The organism is Dietzia sp. MNB45 (assembly GCF_051994785.1).
In the GTDB taxonomy this organism is placed as follows: domain Bacteria; phylum Actinomycetota; class Actinomycetes; order Mycobacteriales; family Mycobacteriaceae; genus Dietzia; species Dietzia kunjamensis.
Genome location: NZ_CP163397.1, coordinates 1,564,471 through 1,584,065, shown reverse-complemented (window position 1 = coordinate 1,584,065; position 19,595 = coordinate 1,564,471). Strand labels below are relative to the sequence as shown.

At 69.7% G+C, this 19,595-nt stretch carries 13 protein-coding genes; 8 read left to right on the top strand and 5 right to left on the bottom strand.

Going from position 1 to position 19,595, the window contains the following annotated elements; genetic code table 11:
* Positions 1 to 66: 66 nt before the first annotated feature.
* Positions 67 to 3,147: an excinuclease ABC subunit UvrA gene (gene uvrA / locus AB5G72_RS07625; RefSeq protein WP_440221356.1), complete on the bottom strand. Its 3,081-nt coding sequence runs from the start codon at positions 3,145 to 3,147 to the stop codon at positions 67 to 69.
* A 148-nt stretch (positions 3,148 to 3,295) separates the two neighbouring features.
* Here uvrA and AB5G72_RS07620 point away from each other — a divergent pair, with 148 nt between their 5' ends.
* The 4 genes from AB5G72_RS07620 (at position 3,296) to AB5G72_RS07605 (ending at position 8,252) form a co-directional block, all read left to right on the top strand.
* Positions 3,296 to 3,997, top strand: a complete 702-nt coding sequence (locus AB5G72_RS07620; protein WP_440221355.1) for an MBL fold metallo-hydrolase — start codon at positions 3,296 to 3,298, stop codon at positions 3,995 to 3,997.
* Positions 3,998 to 4,192: 195 nt separating this feature from the next.
* Positions 4,193 to 5,272, top strand: coding sequence for a DoxX family protein (locus AB5G72_RS07615; protein ID WP_120285895.1), 1,080 nt, complete (start codon positions 4,193 to 4,195; stop codon positions 5,270 to 5,272).
* 167 nt (positions 5,273 to 5,439) lie between these two features.
* The gene (locus AB5G72_RS07610) at positions 5,440 to 7,836 is read left to right on the top strand and encodes a HelD family protein (protein WP_271799524.1); all 2,397 of its coding nucleotides are present in this window, start codon (positions 5,440 to 5,442) and stop codon (positions 7,834 to 7,836) included.
* The gene (locus AB5G72_RS07605) at positions 7,833 to 8,252 is read left to right on the top strand and encodes a DUF732 domain-containing protein (RefSeq protein ID WP_413957512.1); all 420 of its coding nucleotides are present in this window, start codon (positions 7,833 to 7,835) and stop codon (positions 8,250 to 8,252) included. Before AB5G72_RS07610 ends, AB5G72_RS07605 begins: the two co-directional genes overlap by 4 nt.
* Before the next feature lie 39 nt (positions 8,253 to 8,291).
* Here AB5G72_RS07605 and AB5G72_RS07600 read toward each other — a convergent pair whose 3' ends face one another.
* The gene (locus tag AB5G72_RS07600; RefSeq protein ID WP_132063225.1) at positions 8,292 to 8,741 is read right to left on the bottom strand and encodes a universal stress protein; all 450 of its coding nucleotides are present in this window, start codon (positions 8,739 to 8,741) and stop codon (positions 8,292 to 8,294) included.
* A 90-nt stretch (positions 8,742 to 8,831) separates the two neighbouring features.
* Complete coding sequence (gene uvrB, locus AB5G72_RS07595) at positions 8,832 to 10,961, bottom strand: excinuclease ABC subunit UvrB (RefSeq protein WP_440221354.1); 2,130 nt, start codon at positions 10,959 to 10,961, stop codon at positions 8,832 to 8,834.
* 126 nt (positions 10,962 to 11,087) lie between these two features.
* Here uvrB and AB5G72_RS07590 point away from each other — a divergent pair, with 126 nt between their 5' ends.
* Together AB5G72_RS07590 and AB5G72_RS07585 are read left to right on the top strand one after the other, a co-directional pair.
* On the top strand, positions 11,088 to 12,512 hold the full coding sequence (locus AB5G72_RS07590; RefSeq protein WP_440221353.1) for a DUF4185 domain-containing protein: 1,425 nt from the start codon (positions 11,088 to 11,090) through the stop codon (positions 12,510 to 12,512).
* Between the two features lies 1 nt (position 12,513).
* Positions 12,514 to 14,070: a DUF4185 domain-containing protein gene (locus AB5G72_RS07585; protein WP_440221352.1), complete on the top strand. Its 1,557-nt coding sequence runs from the start codon at positions 12,514 to 12,516 to the stop codon at positions 14,068 to 14,070.
* A 43-nt stretch (positions 14,071 to 14,113) separates the two neighbouring features.
* On the opposite strand, the gene coaE is transcribed toward AB5G72_RS07585, so the two are convergent.
* Positions 14,114 to 15,202: a dephospho-CoA kinase gene (coaE, locus tag AB5G72_RS07580; RefSeq protein ID WP_440221351.1), complete on the bottom strand. Its 1,089-nt coding sequence runs from the start codon at positions 15,200 to 15,202 to the stop codon at positions 14,114 to 14,116.
* A 101-nt stretch (positions 15,203 to 15,303) separates the two neighbouring features.
* Between coaE and AB5G72_RS07575 the strand changes: the two genes are divergently transcribed.
* Entirely contained in the window at positions 15,304 to 16,857 is a 1,554-nt protein-coding gene (locus AB5G72_RS07575; protein ID WP_407335931.1) for a DUF4185 domain-containing protein, read from the top strand.
* 358 nt (positions 16,858 to 17,215) lie between these two features.
* Here AB5G72_RS07575 and rpsA read toward each other — a convergent pair whose 3' ends face one another.
* Positions 17,216 to 18,691: a 30S ribosomal protein S1 gene (rpsA, locus tag AB5G72_RS07570; protein ID WP_067714021.1), complete on the bottom strand. Its 1,476-nt coding sequence runs from the start codon at positions 18,689 to 18,691 to the stop codon at positions 17,216 to 17,218.
* A gap of 142 nt (positions 18,692 to 18,833) precedes the next feature.
* Between rpsA and AB5G72_RS07565 the strand changes: the two genes are divergently transcribed.
* Positions 18,834 to 19,589 (top strand): class I SAM-dependent methyltransferase, encoded by a 756-nt coding sequence (locus AB5G72_RS07565; RefSeq protein WP_241729349.1) that lies wholly within the window; start codon positions 18,834 to 18,836, stop codon positions 19,587 to 19,589.
* The last annotated feature ends 6 nt before the right edge of the window (positions 19,590 to 19,595 follow it).

Sequence of the window (19,595 nt, the reverse complement as noted above, 5' to 3'; positions counted from 1 at the left end):
ACTGACCGCGCCGCGCTGACCCGACGGGCCCCGGTCCGGGGCCATCCGTCCCGGACCGGGAAGCCGTCAGCGTAGGGCGCGCGCCTTACGTGCTGCCTTCGCAGCGGTCTTCTTGGCCGTCGCGGACGCCGCTGACCCCGCCTCGGCGGTCTTCTCGGCCTGCTTCTTCGAGGACTGGTTCGTCGTGGCGACAGCCTTCTTCGTCGGTGACTTCCTCGCCGACGCCTTCTTCCCCGTCGTCTGCTCGGTGACCACGGACTCCCTCGCGTCCTCGTCCTCCCCGTCGGCCACCCCGGGGAGCACTTCGGCAAGGAAACGGCCGGTGTGGCTCCCGGGTACGGTCGCCACCTGCTCCGGGGTGCCTTCGGCCACGACCGAGCCGCCCCCGGCACCGCCCTCGGGCCCCATGTCGATGACCCAGTCGGCGCTCTTGATCACGTCGAGGTTGTGCTCGATCACGATGACCGTGTTGCCCTTGTCCACCAGCCCCTGGATGACCAACAGCAGTTTGGTGATGTCCTCGAAGTGCAGACCGGTGGTCGGCTCGTCGAGGATGTACACCGTCCGCCCGCTCGACCGCTTCTGCAGTTCGGCGGCCAGTTTGACGCGCTGGGCCTCACCACCCGAGAGGGTCGGGGCGGGCTGACCCAACCGCACGTATCCGAGCCCCACCTCGGTGAGGGTCTGGAGGTAGCGATGGATCGAGGTGATCGGTTCGAAGAACTCGCTCGCCTCCTCGATGGGCATGTCCAGAACCTCGGCGATGGTCTTGCCCTTGTAGTGCACTTCCAGGGTCTCGCGGTTGTACCGCGCCCCGTGGCACACCTCGCACGGCACGTAGACGTCCGGCAGGAAGTTCATCTCGATCTTCAACGTCCCGTCACCCTGGCAGGCCTCGCAGCGCCCACCCTTGACATTGAACGAGAACCGGCCCTGCTTGTACCCGCGGACCTTGGCCTCGGTGGTGGCGGCGAAGAGGGTGCGGATCTTGTCGAACACGCCGGTGTAGGTGGCGGGGTTGGAGCGCGGGGTACGACCGATCGGCGACTGGTCCACCTGGACGAGCTTGTCGAACCCGTCCACGCCGTCGATCCGGGAGTGCCGGCCGGGCACCTGTCGGGCCCGGTTGAGCTGATTGGCCAGCGAGGTCGCGAGGATGTCGTTGACCAGGGTGGACTTGCCCGAACCGGAGACGCCGGTGACCGCGCACAGCACGCCGCCGGGGAAGACCACGTCGACGTTCTTGAGGTTGTTCTCCCGGGCGCCTTTCACGTGCAGACGCTTGTCGGGGCTCGCCGCGCGCCGCTTGTCCGGGATGGCGATCTGACGACGCCCGGCGAGGTAGTCGCCGGTCAGCGATTCGGAGTTGGCCAGCAACCCCTTGTAGTCGCCCGAGTGCACGACCCGCCCACCGTTCTCGCCGGCGAGCGGCCCGATGTCGACGATCCAGTCCGCCGAACGGATGGTGTCCTCGTCGTGCTCCACCACCAGCAGCGTGTTTCCTAGGTCGCGCAGCCGGACGAGGGTGTCGATCAGTCGTCGGTTGTCCCGCTGGTGCAGACCGATGGACGGTTCGTCCAGGACGTAGAGGACGCCCGCGAGACCCGATCCGATCTGCGTGGCCAGGCGGATTCGCTGGGCCTCGCCACCGGACAGGCTGCCGGCGACGCGGTCGAGCGACAGGTAGTCCAGCCCCACGTCGAGCAGGAAGCCCATCCGTGCCTGGATCTCCTTGAGGACACGACCGGCGATCATCGCCTGGCGCGGGTCGAGTTCGAGCCCGTCCAGGAACGCAGCGCAGTCCTCCACGGACATGCGGCTGATGTCGGCGATCGAGCGCTCCGTGCCCCCGGGTCCCGCGAGGGTGACGGCGAGGATCTCCGGCTTGAGCCTCGTGCCGTCGCATCCCGGGCACGGCACCTCGCGCATGTAGCCCTGGTAGCGCTCCTTCTGCGATTCCGATTCGGTCTGGTCCAGGCGACGCTTGAGGAACGACATCACGCCCTCGAACTTCGCGTCGTAGGTCCGGACGCGGCCGAACCGGTTGCGGTACTGCACCCGGACCTTGGTGGGGGCGCCCCCCATCACGGCCTTGCGCACCTTCGCGGGCAGGTCCTGCCACGGGGTGCGGAGGTCGAAGCCCATGTCCCCGGCCAGGCCGGTCAGCAACTGCTGGAAGTAGTCGGCGCTCTGGCCACCCGACCATGGTGCGATCGCGCCGTCGGCGAGCGACCGCTCGGGGTCCGGGACGACCAGGTCCGGATCCACCTCCAGGTGGGAACCGAGACCGTCGCACACGGGGCAGGCCCCGTAGGGGTTGTTGAACGAGAACGCGCGGGGCTCCATGTCGTCCAGCGCGATCGGGTGCCCGTTCGGGCAGGCCATGTGCTCGGAGAACCTGCGGTGCCGGGCGGGGTCGGAGTCGTCGAGGTCGACGTACTCGATCACGATCACGCCGTCCGCCAGCCCCAGGGCGGTCTCCACGGAGTCGGTGAGCCGCTGCCGTGAGGACGGCTTCGCCGCCAGCCGGTCCACGACCACCTCGATATCGTGCTTCTCCTGCTTCTTCAGGACGGGCGGCTCGGCGAGCGTGTGCAGCTCTCCGTCCACCCGCACGCGGCTGTAACCATCGGCGGCGAGCTGGGCGAAGAGGTCGACGAACTCACCCTTGCGTGTCCGGACGACGGGGGCGAGCACCTGGAACCGTGCACCCTCCTCGCCCTCCAGGATCTGGTCGACGATCTGCTGCGGGGTCTGGCGTGAGATCACCTCCCCGCAGGTGGGACAGTGCGGGACCCCGGCGCGGGCGTAGAGCAGGCGCAGATAGTCGTGCACCTCGGTGATGGTGCCGACGGTCGAGCGGGGATTGCGGTTGGTCGACTTCTGGTCGATCGACACGGCCGGGGACAGTCCCTCGATGAAGTCGACGTCCGGCTTGTCCATCTGCCCGAGGAACATCCTGGCGTAGGAGGACAGCGACTCGACGTAGCGGCGCTGGCCCTCGGCGAAGATGGTGTCGAACGCCAGCGAGGACTTGCCGGACCCTGACAGTCCGGTGAACACGATCAGCGAGTCGCGGGGGACGTCGATGTCCACGCCCTTGAGGTTGTGCTCCCGTGCGCCGCGGACGACCAGACGGTCCACCATGGGTTCTCCTTCCGAGTCGGGAGGCCGCCACGTCTCCGTGGCGAAAGCCGCACCTGCCGCATGGCTGCCGTTCCCGCAGACGAAGGTACCAACGTAGTACGACACGCCTCCGGCCACCGACCGCGCCCGACGTCGGTAGCCTGCCGTTATGTCGAATCCCACCGAGTCACTACCCGACCGCATCACCCTCACCGAGGGCTACTCCGGCCGTACCGGAGGCCGACTGACCGGCGAGCGCTGGACCGTGGGCCCCGCCCGACTGACCAAGATCTCGGTCGGCGAGATGGACAACAACGTCTACGTGATCGAGTCGACCGCGACGGGCGATGTACTGCTCGTCGACGCCGCCAACGACGCGCCGCAGGTGATCTCCCATCTGAGGGACCGCGCACCCGGGGTCAAGGAGGTGCTCACCACGCACCTCCACGCCGATCACTGGATCGGTCTCGCCGAGACGGTCGCCGCCCTCGGCCTGACCACCATCGCCTCCCCCGGCGACGCCGGGGGCATCGACGTCCCCACCGACCGACATGTCGCGCACGGGGACGAGCTCGTGGTCGGCGACCTCCGGCTGGCGGTGATCGGCCTGCGGGGTCACACTCCGGACGGCATCGCACTCGTCCTGCGCACCGACGCGGGCACCCACCTGTTCTCCGGGGACTCCCTCTTCCCCGGCGGCCCCGGGAAGACCGGTTCGGAAGCCGACTTCGCCTCGCTGATGGACGACCTCGAGGCCCGGGTCTTCGACGTCCTCGATGACGACGTCGTGGTCCATCCCGGACACGGGGACGACACCACCATCGGTGCCGAGCGACCGCATCTGGGCGAGTGGCGGGAGCGCGGGTGGTGACGGCGACGGGGGTCCTGGCCCCGTCGCCCTGTGGGCCGACATCCAATCGTTATCAAACCGCCACCGTGTGCGATCGCCGCAGCACACTCCCCCGGTGACGGTCCGTCGACGGGTAGCCCCGGATCGCGACCGGAGGCGCCCTCACCGGGTTCGGACTAGGTTCGACCACGCACTCCCACCTATTCAGGAGGAACGATGATCCGACGACTCGCACGACCCATGCTCGCCACGGTGTTCGTCATCGACGGCGTTGAGACGCTTCGCAATCCGCAGGCCCATGTCGCGGACGCGGCGCCGCTCGTCGACAAGGCCACCCCGCTGGTGGAGAAGGGCGAGCAGGCGGTGAACGAGGCGGTCTCCGCATCGGTGCCGCCCGTCCCCAAGGACACCGAGACGCTCGTCAAGGCGCTCGCCGGGGTCAAGATCGGCGCGGGCGTCCTGTTCGCGCTGGGCAAGGCCCCCCGCCTGTCGGCGCTCGCGCTCACCGCCGCCCACGTGCCCTCGACCGTCAGCCGCCACGCGTTCTGGATGGAGTCCGACAAGGACGCCCGCAGTCGCAAGACCACCGGTCTGGCGACCGACGTGGCGCTCCTCGGCGGGCTCATTCTCGCCTCGGTCGACACCGCCGGACAGCCCGGGGTGGCCTGGCGCGCCCGGAAGGCCGGCGACAAGGTGGCCGCGAAGCTGCCCGGGGCGAAGGCCGAGTCCGCGGCCGCCGGTGCGGCGCTCGCCGGTGTCGCACACACCGTGGCCGATCAGGCGCGTGGCGCGGCGGACGTCGTGCGCGACAAGGCTCCCGAGGTGGCCGACACCGTGCGGGCGAAGGCCCCGGAGGTCGCCGATCAGGTGCGAGACCAGGCGTCCGGCTTCGCCGGGGTCGTGCGTGACACCGCGCCGGTGGTCGCCGCTCGCGTGCGGGATCGCGCGGCCACCGCCCGGGAGCAGGCCGCCCCGATCGCTGCCCAGGTCCGCGAGCAGGCGGGCGCCGTGGCCCACGCAGCGGCTGACGAGGCCCGGCCCTACACCGCGCAGGTCCGCGACCAGGCCGGTGTCGCCACCCGACTCGCCGCGGTCCGGGCCGAGGAGGCCCGCAAGGCCGCACAGGCCAAGAAGAAGGACGCGCAGAAGGACGCCCGCAAGAAGGCGGCCCGCGCCGGCAAGGACGCCAGGAAGAAGTCCGCCCGGTTCGAGAAGGAGGCCGGCAAGAAGGCCTCCGAGGCCAAGAAGATGACGGACGAGGTCCGCGCGAAGGCCGCCGACGTCATCCGTCCCTGACGACCGGGGCGGGCCACCGCCCCCGGACTACCGCCGGCGGCCACACCGCCTCCCGACGACCCTGCCCCCACCCGGGCGGGGTCGTCGTCGTCAGAGCACCCGTCGCGGTTCCCGGTAGCCTGGTCATCCTGCCCGAACCGACCACGCAGACCCCGGAAGGAGCGCCCGTGACGGGACACGACGCCGTCGACGAGGAACAACGTCACCTCGGCCGCCTCCTCGACCGCCTTGAGGAGTTGCGGGCGGACACGCGTGCGCGCCTGGACGCCGTCCTGCGCGGGTCGGGCGGCACCCCGCAGGCGCGGTCGGAACGGGAGTCGTTCGCCCGGCTCTACACCTCGGAGCTCGCGGCGTTCAGCGCCGCCAACCTGGGCCTGTACTTCGGCCGGTTGGACATGGGGGACGGCGAGGTACGTCGGATCGGGCGCGTGGGTCTCCGCGACGACGACGACGACCTCACGACGCTGCTCCTCGACTGGCGCGCCGACCACAGCCGGCCCTTCTACCTGGCGACGACCGCCCGGCCGGAGGGCGCTCACCGGCGCCGCCACCTGCGGACGATCGGTCGCCGGGTGATCGGGATCCACGACGAGTACCTCACGGCCCCGCAAGACGGTGAGGTCCCCGAGGACCACGACGACGTGGTGGGCGAGTCCGCCCTGCTCGAGGCGCTGGACACCGCCCGTTCCGCCCACATGACGGACATCGTGGCCACCATCCAGCGGGAGCAGGACGAGATCATCCGCAACCCGCACTCCGGCGTCCTGGTGGTCCAGGGCGGCCCGGGTACCGGAAAGACCGCCGTGGCGCTGCACCGCGCCGCCTACCTCCTCTACACGCACCGGCAGCGGTTGGACCGCAGCGGTGTGCTCATCGTCGGACCCAATGCGCGGTTCCTCGACTACATCGCGCGCGTGCTGCCGTCCCTCGGCGAGTCGGGGGTGGTCCTGCGGACGCTCGCCGATCTCTATCCGGGCGTCCGGGCGACCGGACCGGAGACACTGCGCGGCGAGGAGGTTAAGGGCTCCGGCGAGATGGTGGGAATCCTCAAGGCCGCGGTGCGGGCCCGCCAGCTCGCCCCGGAGGCCGACGTCGTGGTGCGGGTCGAGGGACACGATCTGACACTGACCCCGGCGACGGTGCGGGCGGCGAGAGGGCGCGGACGGATGACCCGGCGACCCCACAACCAGTCCCGCGACGCGTTCGCGACGCGGATCATCGACGCCCTCACCGAGCAGTACGTCTCCGCACTCACCGACCCGGTCGGGCGGGCGGAGGACGAGGCGTGGTCACCGGACGGCGACGGTGTCGGCGACCTCGGCGACGCCGCCCGCCCCCTGTTGGACGCGGATGACCGCGCGGAACTCCGCCGGGAGGTCGAGGCCTCCCGCGAGGTCGCCGAGGCGATCGACGGGTGGTGGCCGGTGCTACGGCCCGAGCAACTCCTCGCCGACCTGCTGTCGAGCCGCGACCGGATCGCCGAGGCGGCGGGTGACTACGTCGCGGAGGACCAGGATGCGCTCTTCCGGGAAAACGGCGCCGCGTTCTCGGTGGCGGATGTACCGCTGCTGGACGAGCTCGCCGAACTCCTCGGCGAGGACCCGACCGCCGATGGCAGTGAGGCGGACCGCGCGTGGGCGGAGCAGGTCCGACAGGCGGAGGAGGCTCTCGAGATCCTCACGGGTTCGGCCGTGCAGGACATCGAGGACGACCTCGATCCGGAGGTGCTCATGGCCTACGACGTCGTCGACGCCGAGTCCCTGGCACGCCGCCACAGCGAGGACTCCGATCTCACCGTGGCCGACCGGGCCGGCGCGGACCGGACGTGGGCGTTCGGGCACGTGATCGTCGACGAGGCCCAGGAACTGTCCACCATGGCGTGGCGGGTGCTCATGCGCCGCTCCCCCAACCGGTGGATGACGCTCGTCGGTGACGTCGCCCAGACCTCGAGCCCGGCGGGCATCGACTCGTGGGCCGATGCCCTGTCGCCGTACGTGGACGACCGGTGGGTGCTGTCCGAGCTGACCGTGAACTACCGCACCCCGGAGACCATCTCCGCCGTGGCCGAGCTGCTGCTCGCCGAGATCGACCCGTCCGCGTCGTCGCCGCGGACGGTGCGCGCGGGGCGACGGCCGGTCGCGTGGCTCGAGCCGGACGGTCGTTCGGTGGCGCAGGCGGTCGCCGAGGAGGTCGCGGCGGTGCCGTCGGAGCGGGCGGTGGCGGTGCTGCTGCCCGACCCCGGCGGCGACGAGGACTCCCGAGGAGACGACGACGACGAACTCGCCGGCGCCGGTTATCCCGCGGTCCACGAGGCCGCCGAACTGGCCCGGCCGGGCACGTCGGTGTTGCCGCTGGCGTTGGCCAAGGGGCTGGAGTTCGACGTGGTCGTGGTGGTGGACCCCGAACGCGTCCTGGCGCGCTCGCCCCAGGGGATGCAGGACCTGTACGTCGGCGCCACCCGGGCGACCCAGGAACTCATCCTGGTCCAACCCGGCGGCTTCGGCCCGCTACTCTCGGGTATACGGGACCGTCTCGACGACAGCGCACAGGAGCTCACCGCATGACCCACACCCGATCCCGCGTGCTGGCGGCCTCGGCCCTCATCGCCGTCGCGGCGGCCGGCGGGTGCGGCACTCGGGCGGAGGCCCCGGTCGACAGTGTGTCCGCCGTCGCCGAGCCCCGACCAGTGACCTCCGCACAGACCGCGGCCCGGGACAGGCCCGACCCGCGCACCGACGACGAGCAGGAGTTCCTCGCGGAACTGTCCGGATTCGGTCTCCCCACCGAGATGACCGCCGTCACCACCATCGAGGTGGGCGCCGGCATCTGCGGGGGGATCGCCGACGGCGCGGACGACGAGACGATCCTCGAACGAATCCGCCCGCTCACCAGCGCGATCGCGGCCCAGAACCCGGACCTCGACAGCGCCGAGGTGGGTCGGGCGATCGTCGATGCGAGCCGGACCCACCTCTGCCACTGACCCCGGCGGCCGCGTGGGACGCCGGGGTCGGCGCGCAGTCTAGGTGGTGTGGACGATGAGCACGTCGCAGGTCGCGCGCCGAGCGGCGTCGGCGGGCACGGACCCGAGCAGCCGGCCTGTCAGGGAGTTGAGTCCCTTGTTGCCCACCACGAGGAGGTCGGCCCCCACGTCGTCGGCCAGCTTGATGAGCGATTCGACGGGCGCCCCCTTCACGGTGCGCGCCTCGATCTTGGTCGCTCCGGCCTTCTGGGCCCGGTCTCTGGCGCCGCGGACGATGTCCTCGGCGGGATTGTCCCCGCGGATCTGGTAGGCGTCGTCACCGAGCTGATCCGCGGCCTGGCTGACCGAACGCGGATCGGCGGGCACGTAGGCGCAGGCGATCACGAGGTCCGCCGAGGCGTCGGCGGCCAGCTGCGCGGCGCGATCGACGGCACGGTAAGACGACTCGGAACCGTCGGTTCCCACCACCACTTTGGTGTAGGCGCTCATTTGCTTCCTCTCCTCGGGAACACGTTTCACCCAGAGTAGTCCGAGGACGCGGCCGACGGGCGGGGTAAACGCGGGAGAAAGCGGCCCGGGTCAGTCGATCCCGGCCTCACGCATGCCCTTGAGTTCCTTGCGCAGTTCGGCGATCTCGTCCCGGAGCCTCCCCGCGAGCTCGAACCTCAGGTCGGTGGCCGCGGACATCATCTGCTCGGTCATCTCCTCGATGAGCTTCTCCAGCTCCTTGCGGGGTCGTGCCGACCCGTCGGCCGCCCGGGCGCCCACGAGCTCCGGTCGGTCCTTGGGATCCGCGTCGTCCCCGCGTTCCTCTCCGACCCGGTCGAGGATGTCGGCGATCTTCCTGCGGAGCGGCTGCGGGTCGATGCCGTGCTCGGTGTTGTACGCGACCTGCTTCTCACGCCTGCGATCGGTCTCGTCGATGGCCTGCCGCATGGCCTCGGTGACCGAGTCCGCATACATGTGGACCTCACCGGAGACGTTGCGGGCCGCACGGCCGATTGTCTGGATGAGCGAGGTGGCCGAGCGGAGGAAACCCTGCTTGTCGGCGTCCAGGATGGCCACGAGCGAGACCTCCGGCAGGTCCAGTCCCTCCCGGAGCAGGTTGATGCCGACCAGGACGTCGTACTCCCCGCGCCGGAGATCCCCGAGCAGTTCCACCCGCTGGAGGGTGTCGATCTCCGAGTGGAGGTACCGCACCCGGATCCCCAACTCGAGCAGGTAGTCCGTGAGGTCCTCCGACATCTTCTTGGTCAGCGTGGTCACCAACACCCGCTCGTCGCGTTCGGCGCGCTGACGGATCTCCCCGATCAGGTCGTCGATCTGCCCCTTGGTGGGCTTGACCACGATCTTCGGGTCGACGAGCCCGGTCGGCCGGATGACCTGTTCGACGAACTCCCCACCGGCGCGCCCCATCTCGTAGGGGCCGGGCGTGGCTGACAAGTAGACGGTCTGACCCACCCGGCCGGAGAACTCCTCCCAGGTCAGGGGGCGGTTGTCCAGGGCGGACGGCAGGCGGAACCCGAAGTCGACGAGATTGCGTTTGCGGGAGGCGTCGCCCTCGTACATGGCGCCGATCTGCGGCACGGTCACGTGGGACTCGTCGATCACCGTGAGGAAGTCCTCGGGGAAGTAGTCGATGAGAGTGGCCGGCGAACTGCCCGCCGGCCGTCCGTCGATGTGCCGCGAGTAGTTCTCGATACCGGAGCAGAAGCCCACCTGCTGCATCATCTCGATGTCGTAGGACGTCCTCATGCGCAGCCGCTGCGCCTCGAGCAGTTTGCCCTGGTTCTCCAGCTCCGCCAGCCGCTCCTCCAGCTCGGCCTCGATGGAGGCGATCGCCTTGGCCATCCTCTCGGGACCGGCGACGTAGTGGGTGGCCGGGAAGATCCGCACCTCGTCGACCCTGCGCACGACGTCACCGGTCAGCGGGTGGATGTAGTACAGCGCGTCGATCTCGTCCCCGAAGAACTCGATGCGGACGGCGAGTTCCTCGTAGGTGGGGATGATGTCGACGGTGTCGCCCTTCGCCCGGAACGTCCCCCGGGTCATGGACACGTCGTTGCGTTCGTACTGGACGTCCACGAGCAGCCGGAGCAACTGGTCGCGGTCGACCTCCTGTCCGACGGCCAGGGCCACCGACCTGTCGAGGTAGGACTGGGGCGTGCCGAGACCGTAGATGCACGAGACCGAACTGACGACGACGACGTCGCGCCTGGACAACAGGGACGACGTCGCGGAGTGCCGGAGCCTCTCCACGTCGTCGTTGATGGACGAGTCCTTCTCGATGAAGGTGTCCGTCTGGGCGATGTACGCCTCCGGTTGGTAGTAGTCGTAGTACGAGACGAAGTACTCGACCGCGTTGTTGGGCAGCATCTCGCGCAACTCGTTGGCCAGCTGCGCGGCGAGCGTCTTGTTGGGCGCCATCACCAGGGTCGGCCGCTGCACCTTCTCGATGAGCCAGGCGGTGGTCGCCGACTTACCGGTGCCGGTCGCGCCGAGCAGCACGACGTCGCGCTCCCCGCGGGCGAGGCGTTCGGTCAGTTCCGCGATCGCCGTGGGCTGGTCGCCTGACGGGGTGAACTCACTGACGACCTCGAAGCGCGTCGCACTCCGTTCGACATCGCCGATCGGTCGGAACTCCGAGTACGAGAGCACTGTCGGGTCGGCGGGGACCCCGTCGTCGGGGATCTCGGTCGCGAAAGCCATACCACCAGCGTACGAGCAGCCGTTCACCCCCGCCCACCGGTGTCGCCGCAGCGGATGTCAGGGGTGCCAACTACGGTAGCTGTGAGCAACCCCCCACCGTCCCTGTCATGTCGTCTGGAGAACCCCGTGGCCCGCAGCCCACTTCGTCGTCGTACCGCCCGCCCCGACGGCGCGCGTCGGCCGATCACGGCGGTCACCGCCGCCTCTCTCGCGGCGGGAGCCCTCACCCTCCTCGCACCGGTCGCCACGGCCGCACCGTGTGACCCGTGGCCCCCGGCCGGCGGCACCGCGGGCGGGTCGGGGTCCCTCTCGGGGTCTCTGGGGGCGCCCACGTCCGCGCCTGCCACCCCGTGGGCCGACGGCGGGAACGGGTACATCCCGGTCCTCCGGGGCCGGACCACCACGGTCGAGTTGCTGACGGGACCCACCAGCCCCAACGACACGGTCGACAGATTCGGCATCTCCGGCACCGACCTGGGAATACTCTGGGACAACGGCGACACCTCGGATCCGCAGATGATGATGGCCCTCGGGGACACGATGGGCGACTGTGACGAGCCCGGTGACCAGTGGCGCAGCAACATCCTCTTCCGATCCGGCGATCGCACTCTGGCCGACGGGATGCGCATCACCGACGCGCCGATGGAGCGGCCCGGGATGGCGAAGTCGATCCTCCCCCGCACCGGCCACCCCGACGAGACCACGGTGATCCCCACCGCCGGCGTCGAGGTGGGCGGCACCCAGTACCTGCGGTACATGTCCGTCGAACGGTGGGGTTCGCCCGGTGAGTGGACCACCAACTACTCCGCTCTCGCCCGGTCGACGGACAACGGCGAGAACTGGGTCCCCGTACGCGATACCGCCCGGCGGGGTACCGCACCGATGCCCCTCCCGGTCGACCTGGGCCCGGAGTCCACCACCCACACCGCCGGGCAGATGAGCGCGTTCCTCAAGCACGACGGGTTCGTCTACGAGTACCTCACACCGTCGGGTCGGAGCGGGTCCGCACGGCTCGCGCGGGTCCCCGAGAACCGGATCGAGGAGATGGCGGCCTACCGCTTCTGGGACGGCGGCGACTGGGTCGTCGATCACCGCGACGCCGTGCCGGTGCTCGGCGCTCCGACGGTCAACTCGGCCGTGAGCGAGTTGTCGGTGTCCTGGAGTGAGCACCTGGGTCGCTTCATCGCGTTGTACAACAACCGCGCCAACAACATCGTCATGGCCCAGTCCGCCACCCCCTGGGGCCCGTGGTCGGGTGAGGACATCCTGCTCTCGTACCAGCACGTCCCGACCCTCTACGGCGCCTTCGTCCACCCGTGGAGCCCCGCCGTGGAGACTCGCGGCGAGGACCTGTATTTCACCATGTCCACCTGGGACGCCTACAACGTCTTCCTCATGAGGACCGACCTCACCCAAATCCCGCCGCGGACCCTTCCCGACGCCCGGGCGCGGATGCGGACGACCGACGACAGCTGGACCCGCAACACCCCGGACCCGGCGGACACCGGCGAGACCGTCCTGGTCGAGCGTCGGCCCATCCCGGAGGCGTGACATGACCCGACTTCTCCCCCGCCGCCTGAGCTCGGTCGTCGTCGCGTCGATCACGGCCGCCGCGTCGGTCGTGACCCTCGGCACGGTCGGAGCCGGAACCGCCGCGGCCGGCCCGTGCAGCGAGATGTTCGGCAACTTCGGTTCCCTGCTGGAGAACCGGACCGGGGCCGGTATGGGCACCGGTTCCCTCGGTTCGCTCGGGTCCTCCGGTGACTCCGGGTCGCTGGGCTCCGCCTCCCGCGCGCTGGGCTCCGCCGACCGTTCGGGATCGCTGGTCCAGCAGTTGGAGACCGGCTCCCTGGGCAACGGACTGTCCGGCTCGCTCGATCCGATGATCGGTTCGGTCTACGGGATGCCACCGTGGATCACCGGAGAGGAGGGCACGGTCCCCGTCCTGCGTGGACCCACCCGGTTCGAACAGCTCGTCACCGGGCCCACGAGTCCCGGCGATTCCATCAACCGGTTCGGCGTGGCCGGAACGGACCTGGGCATCATGTGGGACAACGGTGATCCCGCCCACCCACAGGTCCTGATGGCGTTCGGCGACACCATGGGCGACTGCACGGTGCCCGGCAACCAGTGGCGTTCCAACGTCCTGTTCCGCTCCGCCGACACCGATCTGACCGACGGAATCACCATCGATTCCGCCGCCATGGGGACCGACGGTCTCGCCAAGTCGCTGGTCCCGCGATCCGGGCTGCCCGGTGAGGTCACGATCATCCCGACCTCGGGCATCTCCGTCGACGGTGTCCAGTACCTGCGGTTCATGTCCGTGGCCCACTGGGGCCAACCCGGATCGTGGACCACCAACTACTCGGGGATGGCGTACTCGACGGACAACGGCGAGAACTGGGCCGTCGTCCCCTCACTAGCCCGCCCCATCACCGACACGGTCCCCCTCGGCGCCGGAGCCCCGGCCGTGGATCCTGCGTGGCGCGGCTCCCAGATGAGCTCGTTCCTCAAGACGGACACGCACCTGTACGAGTACCTCACCCCCTCCGGGCGACAGGGCGGGGCGGTCGTCGCACGCGTTCCGCTCGCCGGTTCCCCGACCGCGGACGAGCTCGACGGATCCGCCACCCCGCCCGCCGCGGGCGTCCTCGACCCCGAGGCGTACGAATACTGGAACGGCTCGGCATGGGTGTCCGATGTCGGCGCCGCCGAGCGGGTCCTGCCCGCCCCGGCGAGCGAGATATCGACCATGTACAACGAGTACCTCGGGAAGTACACGGCGATGTACTCACAGGGGTACGACTCGGTGGTCCTCCGCACCGCCGACCGCCCCGAGGGGCCGTGGAGTTCCGCCACCACGCTGGTGGACTACTCGGTGCTGCCCGGTGTCTACGGGGCGTTCATGCACCCGTGGGCGCAGGGCGAGGACCTCTACTACCTCGTCACCACCTGGAACGCCTACAACGTCTTCCTCGTGCGCACCCGGCTATCGGAGGTGTTCCCCGACCCGAACCTGCGCCGGGCCAGCTCTCAGCCGGCGCCGACCGAGGTCGTGCGGCAGGTGCCGGTCTCCGAGCTGGTCGACGGGGTGGTCCCGAACGAGTGAGCCCAAGCCGTGGGCGGGTCAGCGGACCCGCCCGCGGTCGGCGCTACCGGCCCCGCAGCACGGCCTCGCTCAGGGTGCGCTCCCACTCACGGGTCTCCTCGCGGTCCGCACGACGCAGGATCTCCGCGTACTCGGCCCGTGCGCCGGGGTCCGCGCCGATCACCTCGGCCATGAGTAGCGAGAACTCGTGCTCGGGGTCGTCCTCTGCCAGGATCGACACCTCCAGCGGCCTGGCGGGGTCGCACCAGTGCAGCAACGGCCGTTCGCTCGACCGATCACGCACGTATCCCGACTCGGTGAGCGTGCGCAGGGCGACCTCGACCGCTGCCGCGTCCCGCACCGTCACCTGCAGATCGATGACGTCGGGCGCGTCCAGACCCTCGACCGCGGTCGGACCGACGTGGTCGATCCGGGTGGCGATCTTCCCCACCACGTGGCGTAGGCGCGCGCACGCCCGCTCCGCCTCCCCGGCCCACTCGGGCCGGAACGGGACGACGGTGCGGTCGCCCACCACCGGGGTCGCGGTGCGCAGGTTGTGCTCGAACGGGCGGAGACGGATCTCGACCAGGGCGTTGGTGAGGTCCACGGCAGTCTGTCGGTCCCCGGAGTTGTCGATCACCACGTCCGCGGCGGCCCGGCGGGCCTCATCGGTGGCCTGCCTCGACATGCGGGCGCGGGCATCGTCCTCCGGCATCCCCCGGAACTCCACCAACCGCTGCAACCGGATCTCCGCCGGGGTGTCGACGACGATCACCAGGTGGTAGCCGGGTGTCATCCCGCCCTCCACGAGGAGCGGCATGTCGTGCACGACGATCGCGTCCTCCGGCGCCGAGCCGAACAGCTCGGCGGTCCGCTCCCCGATCAGCGGATGGGTGATGGCGTTGAGGGCCGCGGTCCGCTCCGCGTCGACGAAGGCGCGGGCGGCGAGGGCGGCGCGGTCGAGTGCACCGTCCGGCCCCAGGATGTCCTCGCCGAATTCGGCGACGAGCATCGCCAACCCGGGGGAACCCGGTTCGACGACCTCGCGGGCGATGAGGTCCGCGTCCACGATCACCGCCCCCGCCTCCGCGAGCACCGCCGTCACCGTCGACTTGCCGGCACCGATCCCACCGGTCAGACCCACCATCAGCATGACGTGGAGTCTAGGTGACCGAAAGGCGTGCCGGTCCGAGCGACGTAGGTAAGGTCTCACGTGTGAACCGGATTAACTCTGTGCCACGTCTGCTCTCTGCGTTGCCTCTCGTTGTAGCACTGGCGATCACGGTGGCTCCCGCCCACGCAGCCGCCCAGTCCGCAGACTCCACGGGTTCCACCAGTTCCACCGGTTCCTCCGGGTCGACCGGATCGACCGGGTCCTCGGGCTCGGCAGGCTCACTGCTCGGCGAGAGCGGTCCGTGCAACAGCTTCTTCGGGAACATCCCCCCGGGTTCCCTCGGCCCCTTCCCCGTCACCGGATCGCTCGCGAACGCGACCAACTCGGTGCTCGACGCCACCGCATCCTCGGTTCGCCGATTCCCCCGATGGGTCACCGGGGCCGACGGCACCATCCCGGTCCTCAAGGGCGCCACGTCCGTACGCCAGCTGGTTACCGGGCCGACCAGCCCCGCGAAGACCGACGAGCTGTACGACATCCACGGCACAGACCTCGGGATCACCTTCACCCACGATGGCGAGACCATGGCCCTGTTCGGCGACACCTTCGGAGACTGCACTCCCACAGACAACCAGTGGCGCTCCAACGTCATGCTCGCCACCGCCGGCGGGAGCCCCGAGAATGGGATGGATGTCCTCAGGGCGGTCCCCTCCGATCCACAAGGGAAGGCCACGGCACTCGTCCAGGGTGCGCACCAGTCCAACGGGGCCGGCGAGGTCACCGTAATCCCGACCGCCGCGATCAGCACCGGTGATGACATGTACATGCGGGTCATGTCCGTGCGGGACTGGAACGCGCCTGGCGGCTGGAACACCAACTACTCCGCACTGGTGAAGTCCACGGACGACGGCGAATCGTGGACGGTGCTCACCGAGACGATGCGGCGCGTCACGGATTTCACCGGATGGAACCCGACAGTTCAGTTCGAACCCGCTCCGGACAGCGAGACCCTGCCGCCGGTGGACGGAGACCGCTGGTACGGGGCGCAGATGAGTGCGTTCCTCCTCGACGCTGGTCATCTCTATGAGTACGTGACCCCGTCCGGTCGTCAGGGTCCTGCGATGCTCACTCGGGTTCCGATCGGGCAGATCGAGGACCCCGCCGCGTACGAGTGGTACGCGGGTCCGGGCGCGGGCTGGACCGACGAGCCGACCGGGTACGACGTCATCCCGGCACGCGTCGAGGAACTCTCGGTGCAGTACAACGAGCACCTGGACAAGTACATCGCCGTGACGCCCTCGCCGACGGGCGTCGTCTCCATGCGGGTGTCGGAGAGCCCCTGGGGACCGTGGTCCGAGCCCCAGACCATCGTCGATCGAAGCATGTTCCCGAACGGCTACGCCCCGATGATCCATCCCTTCACCACGGACAACGACAGCCGGTACCTGTACTACACGCTCTCCACCTGGGACGCGTACAACGTCTTCCTACTTCGCACCGACCTCGACGAGTTCGACTTCGCCGCTCCGGACGCGGACCCCCGGACCACCGTGGAGTCCCGTGTCACGGTCAGTACCGCGGCGGAGTCCGGAGCCATCGACGACCGCGGTGTGATCGACGAGGAGCGCCTCGAGGAGATCGCGGAGGTCGAGCCCGCCGTCGCCGAGCCGATCGTCGAACCGCCCGGTCGTTGATCGATCGCTGCGCGCCACTCCCGCGTGTCGGGCACACCCCCGCCGACGCCCGTGAGCCCTCGGGGATGCGAGGCAGGGTGGTCACCGCCCCGATCTCACCCGCTCCGACATCCACCGCGATGACCCCGGGAGCGGGACGGTCGGTGCGAGCGGCCTCCTCGCCCCCGGCATGACGCGCCACCAGCCAAACCCGGGAGCTCGCATCGCCAGGGGTGCTCACCCGTCCGGCGCGCAAGGCGGCACTTCCGCACTGCGCACGTCACAGACCGGCCACCGCCAACGGAGCGCACCGGGGATAGACGGAGCGGCCCCGCACCGGATACCGGTGCGGGGCCGCTCTCAGATGCCTACTGTGCGATCACTCGCCTCCGGCGAGCTTCGCGCGCAGGGCGGCCAGCTGCTCGTCCGAGGCCAGCGAACCGCCGGTGGACTCGGCCGGAGCGGCCTCCGCCGCAGCCGGACGCGACGACGGGGTGGACTCCGACGAGTAGTTGGTCGGGGCGGCCTCGGCGGCCTCCGCAGCAGCGGCCCGACCCTTCTCGATCTGGGCCGTGTGCATCTTGTGGCGACGCTCGGCCTCCGCGTAGCGGTTCTCCCACTCCTCGCGCTGCTTCTCGAAGCCCTCGAGCCACTCGTTGGTCTCGGGATCGAAGCCCTCGGGGAAGATGTAGTTTCCGGCCTCGTCGTAGCTGTCGGCCATGCCGTACTTCGACGGGTCGAACTCCTCAGCATAGTCCTCGTCCGCCTGCTTGAGCGAGAGCGAGATACGACGACGGTCGAGGTCGATGTCGATGACCTTGACCATGGCGTCGTCGTTGACCGTGACGACCTGGTCCGGGACCTCGACGTGGCGCTCGGCCAGCTCCGAGATGTGGACCAGACCCTCGATGCCCTCGTCGACACGCACGAAGGCGCCGAACGGCACGAGCTTGGTGACCTTGCCCGGGACGATCTGACCGATCGCGTGGGTCCGGGCGAAGTGCCGCCACGGATCCTCCTGCGTGGCCTTGAGCGACAGCGAGACGCGCTCGCGGTCCAGGTCGACGTCGAGGACCTCGACGGTGACCTCCTGGCCCACCTCGACGACCTCGGACGGGTGATCGATGTGCTTCCAGGACAGCTCGGAGACGTGGACGAGACCGTCGACCCCGCCGAGGTCCACGAAGGCACCGAAGTTGACGATCGAGGACACGACGCCCTTGCGGACCTGGCCCTTCTGCAGCTGGTGCAGGAACTCGGAGCGCACGGCCGACTGGGTCTGCTCGAGCCATGCACGGCGCGAGAGCACCACGTTGTTGCGGTTCTTGTCCAGCTCGATGATCTTGGCCTCGAGCTCCTGACCCACATAGGGCAGGAGGTCACGGACGCGGCGCATCTCCACCAGCGAGGCGGGGAGGAAGCCACGGAGACCGATGTCGAGGATGAGGCCACCCTTGACGACCTCGATGACGGTGCCCTTGACGGCCTCGTCCTTCTCCTTGAGCTCCTCGATCGTGCCCCAGGCGCGCTCGTACTGTGCGCGCTTCTTGGACAGGATCAGACGGCCGTCCTTGTCCTCCTTGGTCAGGACCAGGGCCTCGACCTCATCGCCCACCTCGACGACCTCACCCGGGTCGACATCGTGCTTGATGGAGAGCTCGCGCGAGGGGATGACGCCCTCGGTCTTGTAGCCGATGTCGAGCAGGACCTCGTCACGATCGACCTTGACGATCGTGCCCTCGACGATGTCACCATCGTTGAAGTACTTGATCGTGGCGTCGATGGCGGCGAGGAAGTCCTCAGCGGAGCCGATGTCGTTGACGGCTACCTGCGGGGACGTGGTGTTGGTGGTCATATGGTGGGGTGCTCCGGAGTGGATAGGAATCGTAGCGGACGGGAAGAAAGCGAGCGCGTACGCACGCGACCGTCAACTGTACGCTTCACACGTGACGTCCACAAACCCCCCAGGACATGGAGAGTCGGTCCGAGCCTCACGCATGTGGTGGGACTCGGAGGCGGCGGATTACCACCATCACCACGGCGACTTCCTCGGCGCCCACTCCGCCGACGGCGAGTTCGTCTGGTGCCCCGAGGGCCTGCACGAAGGTGACTGGCACCTGCTCGGTGACGTGGAGGGCCGCGACGTGCTCGAGATCGGGTCGGGGTCGGCGCCGTGCTCCCGGTGGATCGCCGGCCGGGGCGCCCGCGCGGTGGCCGTGGACCTCTCGGCCGGGATGCTCCGTGTGGGGGCTGAGGCTGCGAGCCGGGCGACGGGCCCGGCGGCGAACGTACCCCTGGTCCAGGCCGACGCCGGCAGGTTGCCGTTCGCGGACGGCAGCTTCGATGTCGCGTTCTCGGCGTTCGGAGCCATCCCGTTCGTCGCGGACTCCGCGGGCGTGATGGCGGAGGCGGCGCGCGTCCTGCGACCGGGCGGCCGGTTCGTCTTCTCGGTCAACCACCCCATGCGGTGGATCTTCCGCGACGATCCGGGCCCGGACGGTCTACTGGCCGTGTTCCCCTACTTCGACCGCTCGCCGTACACCGAGTACGACGAGGATGGCCAGCTCACCTATGTCGAGCACCACAGGACGGTGGGCGACCGGATCCGCGAACTGGTCGCCGCCGGGTTCGTGGTGCAGGACCTCATCGAGCCGGAGTGGCCGGAGTGGCTGGACCGGGAGTGGGGGCAGTGGAGCCCGCTGCGTGGCGGGATCTTCCCCGGCACGGCGATCTTCGTCGCCACACTCTCCTGACCCGCC